This window comes from Wohlfahrtiimonas sp. XWW7 (assembly GCF_056716055.1).
This window is the reverse complement of the sequence record NZ_CP168032.1, coordinates 695,541-709,947: the sequence shown is the minus strand read 5'-3', so window position 1 is coordinate 709,947 and position 14,407 is coordinate 695,541. Positions and strand designations below refer to the sequence as shown.

General features: G+C 38.4%; 14 protein-coding genes and 4 tRNA genes. 5 read left to right on the top strand and 13 right to left on the bottom strand.

Annotation, left to right across the window (positions count from 1 at the left end; all coding sequences use genetic code 11):
• The 7 genes from secE to ACA100_RS03390 all read right to left on the bottom strand — a co-directional run bounded on the left by secE (position 1) and on the right by ACA100_RS03390 (position 3,732).
• The gene (secE, locus tag ACA100_RS03420; protein ID WP_481078601.1) at positions 1-393 is read right to left on the bottom strand and encodes a preprotein translocase subunit SecE; all 393 of its coding nucleotides are present in this window, start codon (positions 391-393) and stop codon (positions 1-3) included.
• Positions 394-475: 82 nt separating this feature from the next.
• Positions 476-551, bottom strand: a tRNA-Trp gene (locus ACA100_RS03415).
• 9 nt (positions 552-560) lie between these two features.
• The gene (gene tuf, locus ACA100_RS03410; protein ID WP_481078600.1) at positions 561-1,751 is read right to left on the bottom strand and encodes an elongation factor Tu; all 1,191 of its coding nucleotides are present in this window, start codon (positions 1,749-1,751) and stop codon (positions 561-563) included.
• A 33-nt stretch (positions 1,752-1,784) separates the two neighbouring features.
• Positions 1,785-1,860, bottom strand: a tRNA-Thr gene (locus tag ACA100_RS03405).
• Positions 1,861-1,871: 11 nt separating this feature from the next.
• A tRNA-Gly gene (locus ACA100_RS03400) sits at positions 1,872-1,945 on the bottom strand.
• Positions 1,946-1,964: 19 nt separating this feature from the next.
• Positions 1,965-2,049 (bottom strand) — tRNA-Tyr (locus tag ACA100_RS03395).
• A gap of 48 nt (positions 2,050-2,097) precedes the next feature.
• Complete coding sequence (locus tag ACA100_RS03390; protein ID WP_481078599.1) at positions 2,098-3,732, bottom strand: L,D-transpeptidase family protein; 1,635 nt, start codon at positions 3,730-3,732, stop codon at positions 2,098-2,100.
• 76 nt (positions 3,733-3,808) lie between these two features.
• On the opposite strand from ACA100_RS03390, the gene ACA100_RS03385 reads away from it, so the two are divergent.
• Positions 3,809-4,339, top strand: a complete 531-nt coding sequence (locus tag ACA100_RS03385; protein ID WP_481078598.1) for an RDD family protein — start codon at positions 3,809-3,811, stop codon at positions 4,337-4,339.
• Between the two features lie 110 nt (positions 4,340-4,449).
• On the top strand, positions 4,450-5,061 hold the full coding sequence (locus tag ACA100_RS03380; RefSeq protein WP_481078597.1) for a superoxide dismutase: 612 nt from the start codon (positions 4,450-4,452) through the stop codon (positions 5,059-5,061).
• Positions 5,062-5,143: 82 nt separating this feature from the next.
• On the opposite strand, the gene ACA100_RS03375 is transcribed toward ACA100_RS03380, so the two are convergent.
• Entirely contained in the window at positions 5,144-6,271 is a 1,128-nt protein-coding gene (locus ACA100_RS03375; protein ID WP_481078596.1) for a TIGR03364 family FAD-dependent oxidoreductase, read from the bottom strand.
• A gap of 178 nt (positions 6,272-6,449) precedes the next feature.
• On the opposite strand from ACA100_RS03375, the gene ACA100_RS03370 reads away from it, so the two are divergent.
• The 3 genes from ACA100_RS03370 (at position 6,450) to ACA100_RS03360 (ending at position 8,771) form a co-directional block, all read left to right on the top strand.
• Positions 6,450-7,553 (top strand): 2-aminoethylphosphonate--pyruvate transaminase, encoded by a 1,104-nt coding sequence (locus ACA100_RS03370; RefSeq protein ID WP_481078595.1) that lies wholly within the window; start codon positions 6,450-6,452, stop codon positions 7,551-7,553.
• A gap of 19 nt (positions 7,554-7,572) precedes the next feature.
• Positions 7,573-8,385, top strand: a complete 813-nt coding sequence (phnX, locus tag ACA100_RS03365; RefSeq protein ID WP_481078594.1) for a phosphonoacetaldehyde hydrolase — start codon at positions 7,573-7,575, stop codon at positions 8,383-8,385.
• Between the two features lie 131 nt (positions 8,386-8,516).
• Positions 8,517-8,771 (top strand): hypothetical protein, encoded by a 255-nt coding sequence (locus tag ACA100_RS03360; protein WP_481078593.1) that lies wholly within the window; start codon positions 8,517-8,519, stop codon positions 8,769-8,771.
• On the opposite strand, the gene pdxY is transcribed toward ACA100_RS03360, so the two are convergent.
• The 5 genes from pdxY to glmU form a co-directional block, all read right to left on the bottom strand.
• Complete coding sequence (gene pdxY, locus ACA100_RS03355) at positions 8,763-9,638, bottom strand: pyridoxal kinase PdxY (protein WP_481078592.1); 876 nt, start codon at positions 9,636-9,638, stop codon at positions 8,763-8,765. The genes ACA100_RS03360 and pdxY overlap by 9 nt on opposite strands.
• A 219-nt stretch (positions 9,639-9,857) precedes the next feature.
• Positions 9,858-10,718, bottom strand: a complete 861-nt coding sequence (locus ACA100_RS03350; protein ID WP_481078591.1) for an alpha/beta hydrolase — start codon at positions 10,716-10,718, stop codon at positions 9,858-9,860.
• Positions 10,719-11,035: 317 nt separating this feature from the next.
• Positions 11,036-12,361, bottom strand: a complete 1,326-nt coding sequence (locus ACA100_RS03345; protein ID WP_481078590.1) for a ferredoxin reductase family protein — start codon at positions 12,359-12,361, stop codon at positions 11,036-11,038.
• Between the two features lie 216 nt (positions 12,362-12,577).
• The gene (locus tag ACA100_RS03340; RefSeq protein WP_481078589.1) at positions 12,578-12,895 is read right to left on the bottom strand and encodes a c-type cytochrome; all 318 of its coding nucleotides are present in this window, start codon (positions 12,893-12,895) and stop codon (positions 12,578-12,580) included.
• A gap of 103 nt (positions 12,896-12,998) precedes the next feature.
• The gene (gene glmU, locus ACA100_RS03335; RefSeq protein ID WP_481078588.1) at positions 12,999-14,366 is read right to left on the bottom strand and encodes a bifunctional UDP-N-acetylglucosamine diphosphorylase/glucosamine-1-phosphate N-acetyltransferase GlmU; all 1,368 of its coding nucleotides are present in this window, start codon (positions 14,364-14,366) and stop codon (positions 12,999-13,001) included.
• Between the last annotated feature and the right edge of the window lie 41 nt (positions 14,367-14,407).

Here is a 14,407-nt window from a genome sequence, read left to right as displayed (position 1 = left end):
TTAACCCCCAAAGCGTGCTAATAAAAATGATACTAACCAACCCAGAACCCAATCAGAAAACAATAAAAATACTAAGAATAGCGCCATTACTACCAACACCATTAAAGTCATTTTCTTAGTTTCATCCCAACTAGGCCAAACTACGCGGCGCAACTCAATGCGAGCCTCTTTAAAAAACAGAATCAAATTCTTTCCAGTCACCGACGTCAAGAACACAGCTAAGAATGATGCAACGCCTACACCCAATGACACAAATGCCAACACAAGCTTTGTTTCCATTAAATAATAGTAGCCAAACACACCTGCTAACAACAAAATAACAGACGCCCAAACTTGCAACTTCCCTTTCTCAGCCTTTTCCTTGGCCACAACCTGATTCTCTTTCTTACTCATAGTCATTTCTCGGAACTAAATTGTTCATTATACATATTTTTCTGAAATTAAAAAAGCAGCCTAGTGCTGCTTTTTTAATAAATGGCGGGCTGGGAAGGACTCGAACCCTCAACTTACGGTTTTGGAAACCGTTGCTCTACCAATTGAACTACCAACCCATTATTTAATTATGCAATGATCTTAGCCACAACACCAGCACCAACAGTACGGCCACCTTCGCGAATCGCGAAACGTAAACCTTCATCCATTGCGATTGGGTTGATCAACTCAACTACCATCTTGATGTTATCACCAGGCATAACCATTTCTACGCCTTCTGGCAATTCTACAGCACCAGTTACGTCAGTTGTACGGAAGTAAAACTGCGGACGGTAACCTTTAAAGAATGGAGTATGACGACCGCCTTCATCTTTAGACAATACATATACTTCAGCTTCAAATTTAGTATGAGGCTTAATTGAACCTGGTTTTGCTAATACTTGACCACGCTGAACTTCTTCACGCTTAGTACCACGCAACAACACACCAACGTTATCACCAGCTTGACCTTGATCCAATAATTTACGGAACATTTCAACACCAGTACAAGTTGTTTTCATTGTTGGAGTAATACCAACGATTTCTAATTCTTCACCAACTTTAACAATACCTGATTCGATACGGCCAGTGATTACTGTACCACGACCAGAGATTGAGAACACATCTTCGATTGGCATCAAGAATGGCTTGTCAATTTCACGCTCTGGCTCAGGAATGTAAGAATCCAATGCATCTACTAATTTAACAATTGCTGGAACACCAATTTCTGACTCATCGCCTTCCAATGCTTTCAAAGCAGAACCAACGATAATAGGAGTATCATCACCTGGGAAATCGTAAGTGCTTAACAAGTCACGAACTTCCATTTCAACCAATTCGATTAACTCAGCATCATCAACCATATCAGCTTTGTTCAAGAATACAACGATGTACGGAACACCTACTTGACGTGACAACAAGATGTGTTCGCGAGTTTGAGGCATAGGACCATCAGCTGCTGAACAAACCAAGATAGCGCCATCCATCTGAGCAGCACCAGTGATCATGTTTTTAACATAGTCCGCATGCCCAGGACAGTCAACGTGTGCATAATGACGTGTATCTGATTCATATTCTACGTGCGATGTAGAGATTGTAATACCACGCGCTCTTTCTTCTGGAGCTTTATCGATTTGATCGTATGCTTGAGAAGCGCCACCGAAACGGTCTGCACCAACTTTAGTCAACGCAGCTGTTAATGTTGTTTTACCATGATCAACGTGGCCAATTGTACCTACGTTAACATGTGGTTTACTACGACTAAATTTTTCCTTTGACATAATCAAATCACTCTATGTAAAAAAGGGGATTAATGGTGCTCATAGCCGGAATCGAACTGGCGACCTCACCCTTACCAAGGGTGTGCTCTACCAACTGAGCTATATGAGCGCTTAGAAAAATGGAGCGGGTGAAGGGAATCGAACCCTCACAATCAGCTTGGAAGGCTGAGGTTCTACCATTGAACTACACCCGCTTTTTTCAATCTTATAATTTGGTGGTGGGAGAAGGATTCGAACCTTCGAAGGCTTAGCCAGCAGATTTACAGTCTGCCCTCGTTGACCGCTTGAGTATCCCACCCGAGAGAGTTGCCATTATATGGATTCTTTCTTTTGTGTCAAATTTTTTTTACAGATTGTCTGATAATTTAGCAATTTTCTGTTGTAACGCACCATCACGATCATAAATATCGGAACGATAAACCAGCTCATCATCCCCATTTACAGCGGCTGTCATGTAAATTGTATACACTGGAAAGCGCATATCTTCTTTTAATCGTACTGTACGCTCAGAACTACCATCATAAGCCTTCTTGATCTTATCCAATTTCCAATCTTGATCTTTTAAAAAGTACTCAGCAAGCTCGATTGGGTTTTCAATACGAATACAACCAGAACTGAATGTACGTTCTGTTTTGCCAAACAAACTTTTTTGTGGGGTATCGTGCAGATAGATCGCATGTTTATTAGGGAACATGAATTTAACTTTCCCTAATGCGTTGTATGTACCTGGATCTTGACGCAAACGATATGGGAAATTGTTATTGTTGTATTGTGACCAATCCACCATTACTGGATCAATCTCATTGCCATCTTTATCGTAGATACGAATATTAGAACGCGCTAAACGCTCAGGATCTCTTTTCAGCTTAGGCAACTGGTCTTTCACAGCCATTGATCGTGGCACATGCCAATATGGTGCAAATACAATATGATTCATTGGCGCCATAAATACGGGCGTGGAACGTTGCGATTTACCAACAATCGTTTTAGCACGCACAGTTTCTTTGCCATCCTTCACAACGTAGTATTCAAAACTTGGAATGTCCACCATCAGATAATGTTGCCCCAAATCTTTCGGCATCCAACGCCATCTTTCAATATTAGCAATCAACTGTGTTGCACGATCTTTCTGTGTTTTATTAAGCTCTTGCTGCGTGCGACGACCAACAACCCCATCTGGCTCTAACAAGTGCGTTCTTTGGAATTTTTGCACAGCCTCTTTCGTCATTGCATCGAACTTTTGCTGATCCTGATGATCTGTCGCTAAATAACCCAATTCAATTAAACGATTATTCAACAATACAACATTAGTACCTTGATCATTCAACGATAACTTTCCACCAACTTTCACTTGAGTTTCTGGCGCAGAAAAATCTGTTTGGCTCAATAAAGTTTGTAAATTTTTTACCAATGTTTGGTATTGATGATGTTTTGGCTCAACTAATGCCGCTTGCTGCTCTAGATCTTCAGCAGTAATAATATTCAGTAATTCTACTGCGCTATCAAATGAATCACGTGGTAATAACCAATTTTTCTTTTCCACCACAATTAATTCTGGCTGTCCCACAGATACATCTCGCAAATAACTCAACATTGCATCGGTCATTAAAAGATCTAAAAGTTTTTGGTTATCCACATTACTCATATCGCCCTGCAATAAAGCTTGCATTTCGGCAATGTGATAATTATTGGAAAACAAGCCCTTTTGATCACTTTTTTCCAATAACGCCAAAGCTTTTTGACCTTGTTTCGATAATTTATCTTTCACTAACCAGACTTGTTCCGCACTAGGATTTGCGAGCGCATAATCAGCATAAAATTTAGTCACATCGCCTTTATTTGCACGAAGTTTTAAATTATTTTCTTTCACAATTGCCTGCACAGAAATTTGTGAAAATGCTGGCGTTTCTGTCGCAACATTATTGGCAAAAACAGCAGGAGAAGTCAGAGCTATAACACAGAATAATATTGTTTTTTTCATAGGTATCCATAATCTAAAGATGGCTTGAATAGAAGCATGTTATCATACGAGTATTTTACATTCAGCGGTTATTCAAATGTCACAACAATCTATACCAAAAGCGACTGCAATTAAAAGAATTTTAGCTTTTATTTATGATTTATTTCTAATCATTCCCTTGATGATGCTTTCCGCTCTAATATGGCTTCCATTTAATAACGGATTGGCAATTGAACCAGGCAATTCACTTTATCCTTTCATGATATCCACAGCAACGATCCTCACACCCACATTATTTTATGCCTACTTTTGGCACAAAGGCGGACAAACTCTTGGGATGCGTAGCTGGCGCTTACGCATTGTGAATGTTGCGGGCAATCCTCTTTCACCTCGTCAAAGCGCAACGCGCGCAGTGCTACTAATCTTATCATTAGTGCTCATTTCTGTAGGATTCAATATGGCTTTCGCTTTAAATTTCACAATAAAGGCGATCATCCCTTTGGCTTTAGCATTAATTTCTCTCTTTGGAATGTGTCAAACATTTACTGCCAAGCGAGTTTCACTGATAGATGTATTAACGCATACAAGAATTGTTCAGCTGCCAAAGGTTGAAAAACAGAAAAAGTGACTACACTATATATACCTAACCTAATTCCAGCTTTTGTTTAGTTATACATTAACTGCTACACTACAAAACTTGGAATACCCACCAAAGTACATTTAATTGGAGATTTAATCATGGCTTTTACATTACCAGATTTACCATATGCACACGATGCACTTGAACCACACATCGATACTGAAACAATGCATTTGCATCATGACAAGCATCACAATACATATGTAAACAACTTGAATGCAGCAATCGAAAAATATCCAGAATTGGCTGAAAAATCTATCGAAGATTTAATCGCTGACATGGAAAAAATTCCTGCTGATATTCGTACAGCCGTACAAAACAATGGCGGTGGTCACGCGAACCACGCTTTGTTCTGGGAAATTATGGCACCTAATGCTGGTGGCGAACCAGTTGGCGAAATCAAAGCAGCAATTGATGCAACTTTTGGTAGCTTTGATGCATTCAAAGAAAAATTTGCAGCAGCAGCAACTAGCCGTTTTGGTTCTGGTTGGGCATGGTTAGCAGTCAACAAAGATGGTTCTATTGAAATCATGTCTACAGCAAACCAAGATTCACCGTTGATGGTTGGTAAAACTCCTGTATTAGCATTGGATGTTTGGGAACACGCTTACTATAAAAAATACAGCAATGTTCGTCCTGATTACATCAAAGCATTCTGGAACGTCGTTAACTGGAATGAAGTTAATAAGCGTTTCTTAGCAGCTAAATAATTCATTATTTAGTTATTTAACACTCAAAGATGCAAAAGCCCAATAGAAATATTGGGCTTTTGCATCTTAAAATTTTTATCAATTAATCATATATCTCTGCAATCGTATTTTCACCCAATGCTGGCGCGATGCTCATGCCTAATCCTGTACGCATGAGCATTGCTGTTACATGTGTATCCACTTGAATTTTAGAATAAGATTCATCCACACCTGCACCATATTCACCAACCCAGCGTTCAACAATCTCCAATGGAACACCTAAAGTTTCTTTGGCCAAATTCAATAAAATATCATCGATTGCTTCGCTACTAAATGGCCGAGGATACTGCGAATATTCATGAGAATCCCCCACAATAAATTCACCATAAGGCGTTGGTGTTACTAGCAAATGAATACCATGTTGTACATATTCAGGATAGTCGTTCTCTATTGCAAACTTTAATGTTTCGGTCTCTGGCAAATCTCGAAATGCTTCATAATGCATGCAACTTAACCCTGTAAATACAGCATGTTTTAAAGGAAATTCTATTTTTGGTTTCACTCTCATCATTTGTAATCGACAAACCGTCGGTGTAAGCACCTTCAACTCTTCTGCCAACAATGTTTGATAATCATGCCCTGAACACACGATAATGTGCTCCGCAATAAATGTGCCTTGAGTTGTTCTCAGTTGGCTTGCACCTGCATTAATATCTTTGACTAAAGTTGAAAATTTCATCGTAACATTTGGTAACGATGATAAATATTTCACTAGCTGAGGAATGGCTTCTCGTGAAAATACCACTTGATCTGATCTACCGTGCAAAACCGTAGAGTATCGAGAAAATCGCCCTTGATACAATTCATCAATCTCTTTTTGGCTCAACAACTTACAATTGTAATCATATTCATTCGCTTTATTGGCCATAAAAGACTCTAAAACAGCAGCCTCTAGTTGATTTCTAGCAATCAATAAAGATCCTTCTCTTCTTGCATGAACACCAACTTCTGATATCCAATCGCCCCAGATATCAAGACTTTGCAGCGCAAGATTTAGCATCTCACCCTCTTTTTGCCCCAAAATCACACCGAATCCAAAATTGCGAATGGACGCACCCAATGGTGTATCTGTTCGCTCACATACTAAAACTTTCAAACCTCTTTTTGCAGCAGCATAAGCGTGGCTTAACCCAATGATTCCCGCGCCCACAATCGCAACATCATATTTCATAGTTTTACCCACAATTTTAGTCAAAAAATGGTAGCAGTCTAAACAGTAGTTATGTCAAAAATATGACAATTGCTAACGATTCTTCATAAATTAATTTTTCATATCGTTGTCATATTCAGCCCCTATATTCTTCTAGATATATCGAAATGTACTGCTGATCAAATCATTAGGAGCTAGCATGGATCGTGATCCAATCTTATTAACCCCTGGACCATTAACAACAACATTACGCACAAAGAAAGCAATGTTAAAAGACTGGGGTTCATGGGATATTGATTTTAATAAAATCACTAAAAGAATTCGTTCCCAATTATTGTCTATCATTCATGGGCATGACGATTATGTTGTTGTACCAATGCAGGGTAGCGGCACATTTGCAGTAGAAGCCTCCATCAACAGTATCTTGCCGCCAAACGGCCATCTTTTAGTCTTAAATAATGGTGCTTACTGTCAACGCATGGCAACACTTACGACTAAAATGGGGCGCAAAGCAACACTATTATCATTCAATGAAAGAGAGCCTGTTTCCCCAGAAGCACTGAAAAAAGCTCTCATCAATGATGCATCCATCACACATGTTGGCTTAATTCATTGTGAAACTGGTGCAGGCGTTTTAAATCCTTTAAAGGAGATCAGTGACATCTGCAAAGAATTCAATGTGGGTTTAATCGTAGATGCTATGAGTTCATTCGGTGCTTTGCCCATTTCCACAAGAGATATTCAATTTGATGCTTTAATCTCTGCGAGTGGCAAATGTTTGGAGAGCGTTCCTGGCATGGGTTTTATTTTTATTCGCAAAGCAATTTTAGAAAGCATGCAAGGCAATAGCCAGTCGTTATCTTTAGATTTATATGATCAACACCAATATATGGAAAAAACGGGACAATGGCGCTTTACACCACCAACACACATCGTTGCCGCATTGGCTGAAGCATTAGATCAATTTGAAGAGGAAGGTGGGCAACCTGAAAGATTGGCTCGCTATACAAATAATTGCCAAACATTAGTCAGTGGATTATCGAAAATTGGTTTAGAGCCATTTCTAGATGAAGACAATATCACACCCATCATCGTGACATTTTTAGCGCCCAAATATGATCAATACAATTTTAAATCCTTCTACGATGCCGTAAAAAACGAAGGTTTCATCTTATATCCAGGAAAATTAACTGAAATCGAAACATTTCGTGTAGGTTGCATCGGCGCAATCAATCACAAAGAGATGCGCCAAGTGGTTGCCAGCATAAAATATGTTCTAGAACAAATGATGACAGTCCGATAAATCTTTAGGAGAAATATTCATGCAAAATGATCAAAAAATTTCGGCCATTGTCTTCGATTGGGCAGGAACCATCGTTGATTATGGTTCATGTGCGCCCATGGGAGCATTTGTTAAATTGTTTGAAAAATTCAATATTCCTTTAACGATTGAACAAGCTCGAGGTCCAATGGGCTCTGCAAAGTTAGATCATATCAAAACATTATTGGCCTTACCTGAAATTAAAACAGCTTGGACAAAAGAACATGGCAGTGCGCCCACAAATTTAGATGCACAAATGCTCTACGATGTTTTCATCCCTATGAATTTGGCAGCCATTGATGATTATTCTGATCCTATTCCTGGAGCCGTTGAGTTATTCAAAAATCTTCGTGAACGCAACATTAAAATAGGTTCAACCACAGGCTACAACAGAGAAATTGCAGAAAAAGTTCAACGCTTAGCAAAAACACATGGCATTGATCCTGAAAGTGTAATGTGTGCAGGTGATTTTGAAATGGGCCGCCCTGCTCCATTCATGATGTTCCAAACCTTTAATAATTTAGGTGTTTGGCATCCATATACTGTCATCAAAGTAGATGATACGGCAGTTGGTATTGCAGAAGGTTTAAATGCAGGTACTTGGACAGTTGCAGTGACAGTAAGCGGCAATGAAATTGGCATGACAGAGATTGAGTGGAATGCTTTATCCACAACCGAACAAGATCAATTACGAGAACAAGCAACTGAAGCACTGAAAAAGTCAGGTGCACATTACATCATTGATTCTGTGGCTGATCTTGAACCTATTATCAATTCCATTGAGCAACGCATTCAATCAGGTGAAAAACCATAATCAGCCATATATAATCTATCCCCATTATTCAGCCAATATTATAAAATAATATTGGCTTTTTTTATCACGTCATATTCTTGTCATATTCCGAGCATATATTAAGTACATCTTTTAACTACAGGTATTTAAATATGATTTCCCAACATTACATCGATACATTGTCTAACGTTTTTCATGCATTTGAATTAAAATTATCAATGATACATTTTGAACACATCATGAATTTAAAACAAACTCAGCACATTCAAGCATTATTAGCGTTACCTGAAATCGCAGATGCTTGGCATCAAGAATATGGTTTCATCCCAACAACTGAAGATGAGCAAAATCTTACAGAGCTTTATGCAACACAAGTTCAACATCTACAAGCAATGGGATTACAGTAATCTCTCTGCCGTAAACAATACTTTTGGCTCAATGATCTGAGCTTGTTCACGCACTAAAGATAAATCATGTGAACCATTCGGTGTATCTTTCACCAAAGCATATAAAGTTGATGTCGTATATGTGATCGCTTTTTCGACGCTATCACCATTCAAAGTATGCGCTAAATACAATGCTGTAAATGTGTCACCTGTGCCGCTTGGCATTGGCACATAATGGCAACGTGGCGTTATCACTTTCCATGCTTCATCCGCTGTGATTGCTAATGTCATCAACTCATCATCCGTATCATTCACTCGAAAACTTGTGATCAACACAGTTTTCAAATAGTGATTATTTGCAATCAGTTTGCGTGCTTCAATACAAGCATCTTCCAAAGTTTTAACAGGCTTTCCGCACAATACTTCAAATTCAAAATAGTTCGGTGTGATGATCGTTGCACTTTCCAATGCTTCTTTCATCAAAGGTGGAATCGTTTCATCCACAAAAAAGCCAACACCATCTTCTTTATCACCCATCACAGGATCACAAACATACATTGCATTTGGATTGTGCTTACGAATTTCGCGCACAACATCATGAATCACTTGCCCAACGCCAACTTTGCCAATGTAACCAGAAATCACAGCATCCACTTTTTCTAAGAAATGATTTTCACGTAAACCGCGGATTACTTCTGCAATCTGCTCTGCTGTAAATACTTGCCCAGTAAACAGATCATAACCACTATGATTAGAGAATTGCACAGTATTAATCGGCATCGCTTCAATGCCCATTCGTTGTAATGTAAATACAGCTGCCGAGTTGCCAACATGTCCAAAAGCAACATGGGATTGGATAGTTAAAACGCGTTTTGGTTGGTTTGTCACGATGATCTCACTTTGCTACATCTTTTAATTTGATGCTCGATTATAACGCAATGATTTTAATTTTGGGATTAAGTCCGCGAACCTAAATCATGATCGCTCGCATTGCCTTTTAATCCATTGTTACTAAAAAGTTCACATCATTCGTTTTACCTGTTCATACGATAAACGATTGAATGATGTTAACCACTCAATCGCTGCTTATATCAATCCAATATCCCGTTATTTTAAGGATTCACATTTTTGGCTCATATATGGCAAAGCTCGAATTGCCGAATCTCTAAAGACCATCCAATCATGATCACCATCTATCACTCTATATTCCACATCATTCGGTTGATAGTCATGAAGTGTCCAATACAATTGCGCAGCAGCTAAAACAATACCTAAAGCATCATTATCACCTGATTCAATCCACATTGGAACGGTCGTATCTTTTTTGTAATAACCATCTAATCGCGCAGTATATAAAGAATCTGTCCATGATTTTGCATCAAACTCACCATCTTTAGTAAATTGTGGCGTTTTACGTGATGCTGAAGTTTCTGGTGGCAAAGGATCATAAATAGCAGGACTTAAAACACCTGCCGCACAAAACAGTTGTGGATATGAAAGACTCAAATTCAATGCGCCATATCCACCCATAGATAATCCACCCACGGATCTTCCTGCACGGTCATTGCGCACATTAAACTGTTTTTCTACAAAAGGAATAAACTCTTCAACAAATGCAGTCTCAGCTTGATCTGCATTACCATTTGTATACCACGTCGCAGGACCAAATGTCGGCATAACAATGACAGAATCTCGCAATTGACCCCGTGCCATCAGTTGATCCGCAGTAACTTTCATCCCACCTTTAACCAACCAATCCGTATCTGAACCTCCTGCACCATGCAACATATAAACTACAGAATACTGATCTTCTTTATTTTTATCATAACCATCAGGCAAATAAACTTGCATCGTAATATCACGATTTAAAATATCTGAATTAAAAGAACTTTCTACAACTTCACTCTCTGCAAAAGATAGACTCATTGATAATACTATCGCCCCAGAAACACTCAACAAAAACCTCATTAATCCTCCTTAATCATATGATTATAAATATCTGCTGATATATTATTGAGCCAATAAATTTAGACCCATTTTCAATATCAGCTTATTATTTTTAACACAAAAATAATCGTGATTAACAAATTTTCTAGATCATTTAGATAACGCCATGATGTTGTATTTATGTAGCAAAATATAATGCTAAACAAATAATATTTATCCTATTACTCTGTAATTTAAAACTCAATAGAGGATTCTTTCTGCCACTACTGAATGCCTAATGCTTTTGCAAAAAAAAGCCTTCGTGATGGAAGGCTCTAGTAGTTGATCGTTGATGTTAATTAGCGCATCTGAAACATCTCTTGATGAAATATAGGCGCGCCAGATTGATAACGAACCGCCAAATCGCGCTTAATCGTTTTTGCAAACTGGCTTGGGCCACAGAACCAAATATCTGAAATAGGTTGATTAATATTATCCATAACTTTATCGACAGTTAAATATCCGTCTTGATCGCTATAATGTACATGCAATGTCACATTCGGCAAGTTCTCACAGAGATCTTGTAAATATTGTGCATAATCCGCATCTTTGTCATTACACACACAGTAGTAGAACTCAACTTGTGTCTTATAATCTTGTTTTTGAATCATGGATTCAATCCATGCAATGAATGGCGTAATACCAATGCCGCCGCCAATCCAAAGCTGATGAGCATCAGCTGAACGCTGATAGTCAAATAAACCATAAGGGCCTTCGACTTCTACACGATCACCTTGCTGAATATTTTTCTGTAAATATTGTGTGTAATCACCCAATGCTTTAATGGAAAAACGAATGGTGTTATTCCCTTCATCCGCAGATGAAATTGTAAAAGGATGTGCGCCTTCTAATCGATCATGTCTAAAGAATGCGTATTGCCCAGCCTTATGTTGCCACTCACCTGATAACTGACATGTAACTTCCACACAGTTACCTAAATGCTTCACTTCAACCACTTTCCCAGCATGAGTAGATGTTTTACCAATCAAACCCAACATTGAGATCACAGCAGCAATAGATCCAATCATACATGCAAGGCCGATTAAAATACCTAAAGGCTGGAACCAATAATGCCAAGGCGTTAAAACGACAGCATGAATTGCTAACAACAGGAATACAGGCGCCATTAATTTATGTAAATAGCGCCACAATTTATACGAAAATTTGTTCCATAATGTTAGCGCTAAGACAACAAATAAGAAGTAAACACTCCATTCCCCTACATCTTTTGCAAAACCTACAAATTGATCCAACCAACCTTCTAAGCCTGTTAACTGTGGTCTCGCGCCCCTCATCCTTGGACCTTGCTCAAAGAAAAATTGCAAAACTGGTTTACCAAGCTTAATAGCATAGTGCAATCCTGCAAAAACAATCGCCCAAATACCTGCCCATTTATGTAAATGGTACATTTTGTCTAATCCGAGATATTGATCTAACCATCGTGGGCGAATGGCTAATAACATAATCAACCCCATCATTAAAAATGAGATCACACCTGTAATATTGATGAGTTCCTTACGAAGAGGAAATGCCCCTGCTTTGATAGGATAGATATAAAGATTAATGACCCAAGCCATCATAGCAACCCCAATAATTCCTATAATAACTCGCTGACTTCTGCTCATGAAATGCCTCTCTTATTTATTATCTTAATATTGTCATAATGAATATATTGTTTCATTAAGTCATATATTAACTCTGCAAATATTAGAATATTTCAAAAGTTGTAAAGTTCTGATCAATTTTCGATAATGATAATCATTATGCTAATGGTATTACCAAAAAAATTTCGCACATAAAAAAACCGCAACATTGTGCGGTTTTGGTATCACTTTAAATGATTACTCTTCGTGCATGATTTGTAATACTAAAGTTTCGATGTCTTCTGCTGGAATATGACCATTTGGCGTCATAGGCACTGCGCCCCAAACACCAGAACCACCTGTTGTAACTTTCTCAATCAAGTAATCAACAGCGCCATCATCACCTTGATATTTTTCGTAAACTTCATCATACGAAGGTCCGATTAATTTTTCGCTTTGCTTGTGGCAAGCCAAACAACCGCTTTGCGCAGCCAATGCTTCGTCGATTTGTGCAAATGCTTGTGTAGAAGCTACACCAAAACCCAACAACGCTAATGTTAAAACGTGTTTTTTCATTATGACAACCTCTTTATCAATAATATTCAAAACAAAAATTTGTACTAAATGGTAATACAATTTTAGCGTATATTACCATTTCCATATTATTTTCCCCAATAATTTATTTTTTAGTGGGTCTTTTCCAATTTTGGATTTGGCGCAAAGTTGCTCTTGTAATCGCCAATGCACCTTCTGAAATTGATGATGTAATTGTGCTACCCGCACCAATAGTTGCACCTTTTTTAATCTCAACTGGCGCAACTAAAGAACTGTTTGAACCAATGAAAGCATCATCTTCAATGATTGTTTGATGTTTATAAGCACCATCATAATTACAGGTAATTGTGCCAGCGCCGATATTCACGCCTTTACCAATCGTCGCATCACCTAAATACGTTAAATGATTCGCTTTCGAGCCTTCACCCAATGTCACATTTTTTGTTTCTACAAAATTACCCACTTTGCTATGTTCTTTCAACACACTATTGGTACGCAAACGCGCATAAGGCCCAACTGCAACATTATTATAAAGTAACGATGATTCAATCATCGAATACGGATGAACTTCAACGTCATCACACAATTTTGCATTCGTAATATGAGAACCTTGTCCAATACGAACATTATTTCCCAAAGAAACAACGCCAGCTAATGTCACATTAGGTTCAATCACAATATCCAAGCCTTTTAATTTAATCTCACCTTGGATAAACACAGTTTCAGGTGCAATCATCGTAACGCCAGCCAACATTAATGATTTGCGTTGCTGATTTTGATAAATCGCTTCTAATTCCGATAACTGTACGCGATCATTCACACCGCGCAACAATGTAAAATCTCCTGCGGCTGTTTGAATGGTTAAACCATCTTCCAATGCCAATGTCACAACATCTGTTAAGTAAAATTCTTTTTGCTGATTATCATCACTCAAACGTGGCAATGTTACTGACAATACATCGCTAGATACAGCAAATAAACCACTATTCACTTCTGTGATTGCTTTTTGCGTACTATTAGCATCTTTCTCTTCAACGATGGCAACCATATTACCTGCATCATTGCGAATGATTCTGCCATAACCAAAAGGCTGATCTGCTTCTACCGTTAACCAACATAAGTTTTTTTCATCCACTTTTTCTAACATGGATTGTAAAGTTTTAACATCAATCAATGGTGTATCTGCATATAAGACTAATACATTACTGTCAGGCAGGATTGCTGGCATTGCGTATTTCATAGCATCACCAGTGCCTAAGAATGTTTTCTGTTCAACCCACGTAATGTCTGACGCATCTTCATAAGCAGCTTTGAGTTTTTCGCCTTCATGACCATAAATGACGATCAGTTGCGCAGGATCTAATTCGCGCGCCGTAGATAAAACATGAGACAACATTGGTTTGCCACCAATTTCATGCAGTGGCTTTGGCAAAGCTGATTTCATTCTTGTGCCTTTACCTGCTGCCAAAATAACGACTGATAGAGCTTTCATATATCCCCTTTTTCGATTATCCATTGCGCCCGATTCTACAC

Bases quoted from the DNA above. Each gene is read 5' to 3' on its own strand.
- secE (WP_481078601.1), bottom strand. From the start codon at position 393: ATGAGTAAGAAAGAGAATCAGGTTGTGGCCAAGGAAAAGGCTGAGAAA.
- tuf (WP_481078600.1), bottom strand. From the start codon at position 1,751: ATGTCAAAGGAAAAATTTAGTCGTAGTAAACCACATGTTAACGTAGGT.
- ACA100_RS03390 (WP_481078599.1), bottom strand. From the start codon at position 3,732: ATGAAAAAAACAATATTATTCTGTGTTATAGCTCTGACTTCTCCTGCT.
- ACA100_RS03385 (WP_481078598.1), top strand. From the start codon at position 3,809: ATGTCACAACAATCTATACCAAAAGCGACTGCAATTAAAAGAATTTTA.
- ACA100_RS03380 (WP_481078597.1), top strand. From the start codon at position 4,450: ATGGCTTTTACATTACCAGATTTACCATATGCACACGATGCACTTGAA.
- ACA100_RS03375 (WP_481078596.1), bottom strand. From the start codon at position 6,271: ATGAAATATGATGTTGCGATTGTGGGCGCGGGAATCATTGGGTTAAGC.
- ACA100_RS03370 (WP_481078595.1), top strand. From the start codon at position 6,450: ATGGATCGTGATCCAATCTTATTAACCCCTGGACCATTAACAACAACA.
- phnX (WP_481078594.1), top strand. From the start codon at position 7,573: ATGCAAAATGATCAAAAAATTTCGGCCATTGTCTTCGATTGGGCAGGA.
- ACA100_RS03360 (WP_481078593.1), top strand. From the start codon at position 8,517: ATGATTTCCCAACATTACATCGATACATTGTCTAACGTTTTTCATGCA.
- ACA100_RS03350 (WP_481078591.1), bottom strand. From the start codon at position 10,718: ATGAGGTTTTTGTTGAGTGTTTCTGGGGCGATAGTATTATCAATGAGT.
- ACA100_RS03345 (WP_481078590.1), bottom strand. From the start codon at position 12,361: ATGAGCAGAAGTCAGCGAGTTATTATAGGAATTATTGGGGTTGCTATG.
- ACA100_RS03340 (WP_481078589.1), bottom strand. From the start codon at position 12,895: ATGAAAAAACACGTTTTAACATTAGCGTTGTTGGGTTTTGGTGTAGCT.
- glmU (WP_481078588.1), bottom strand. From the start codon at position 14,366: ATGAAAGCTCTATCAGTCGTTATTTTGGCAGCAGGTAAAGGCACAAGA.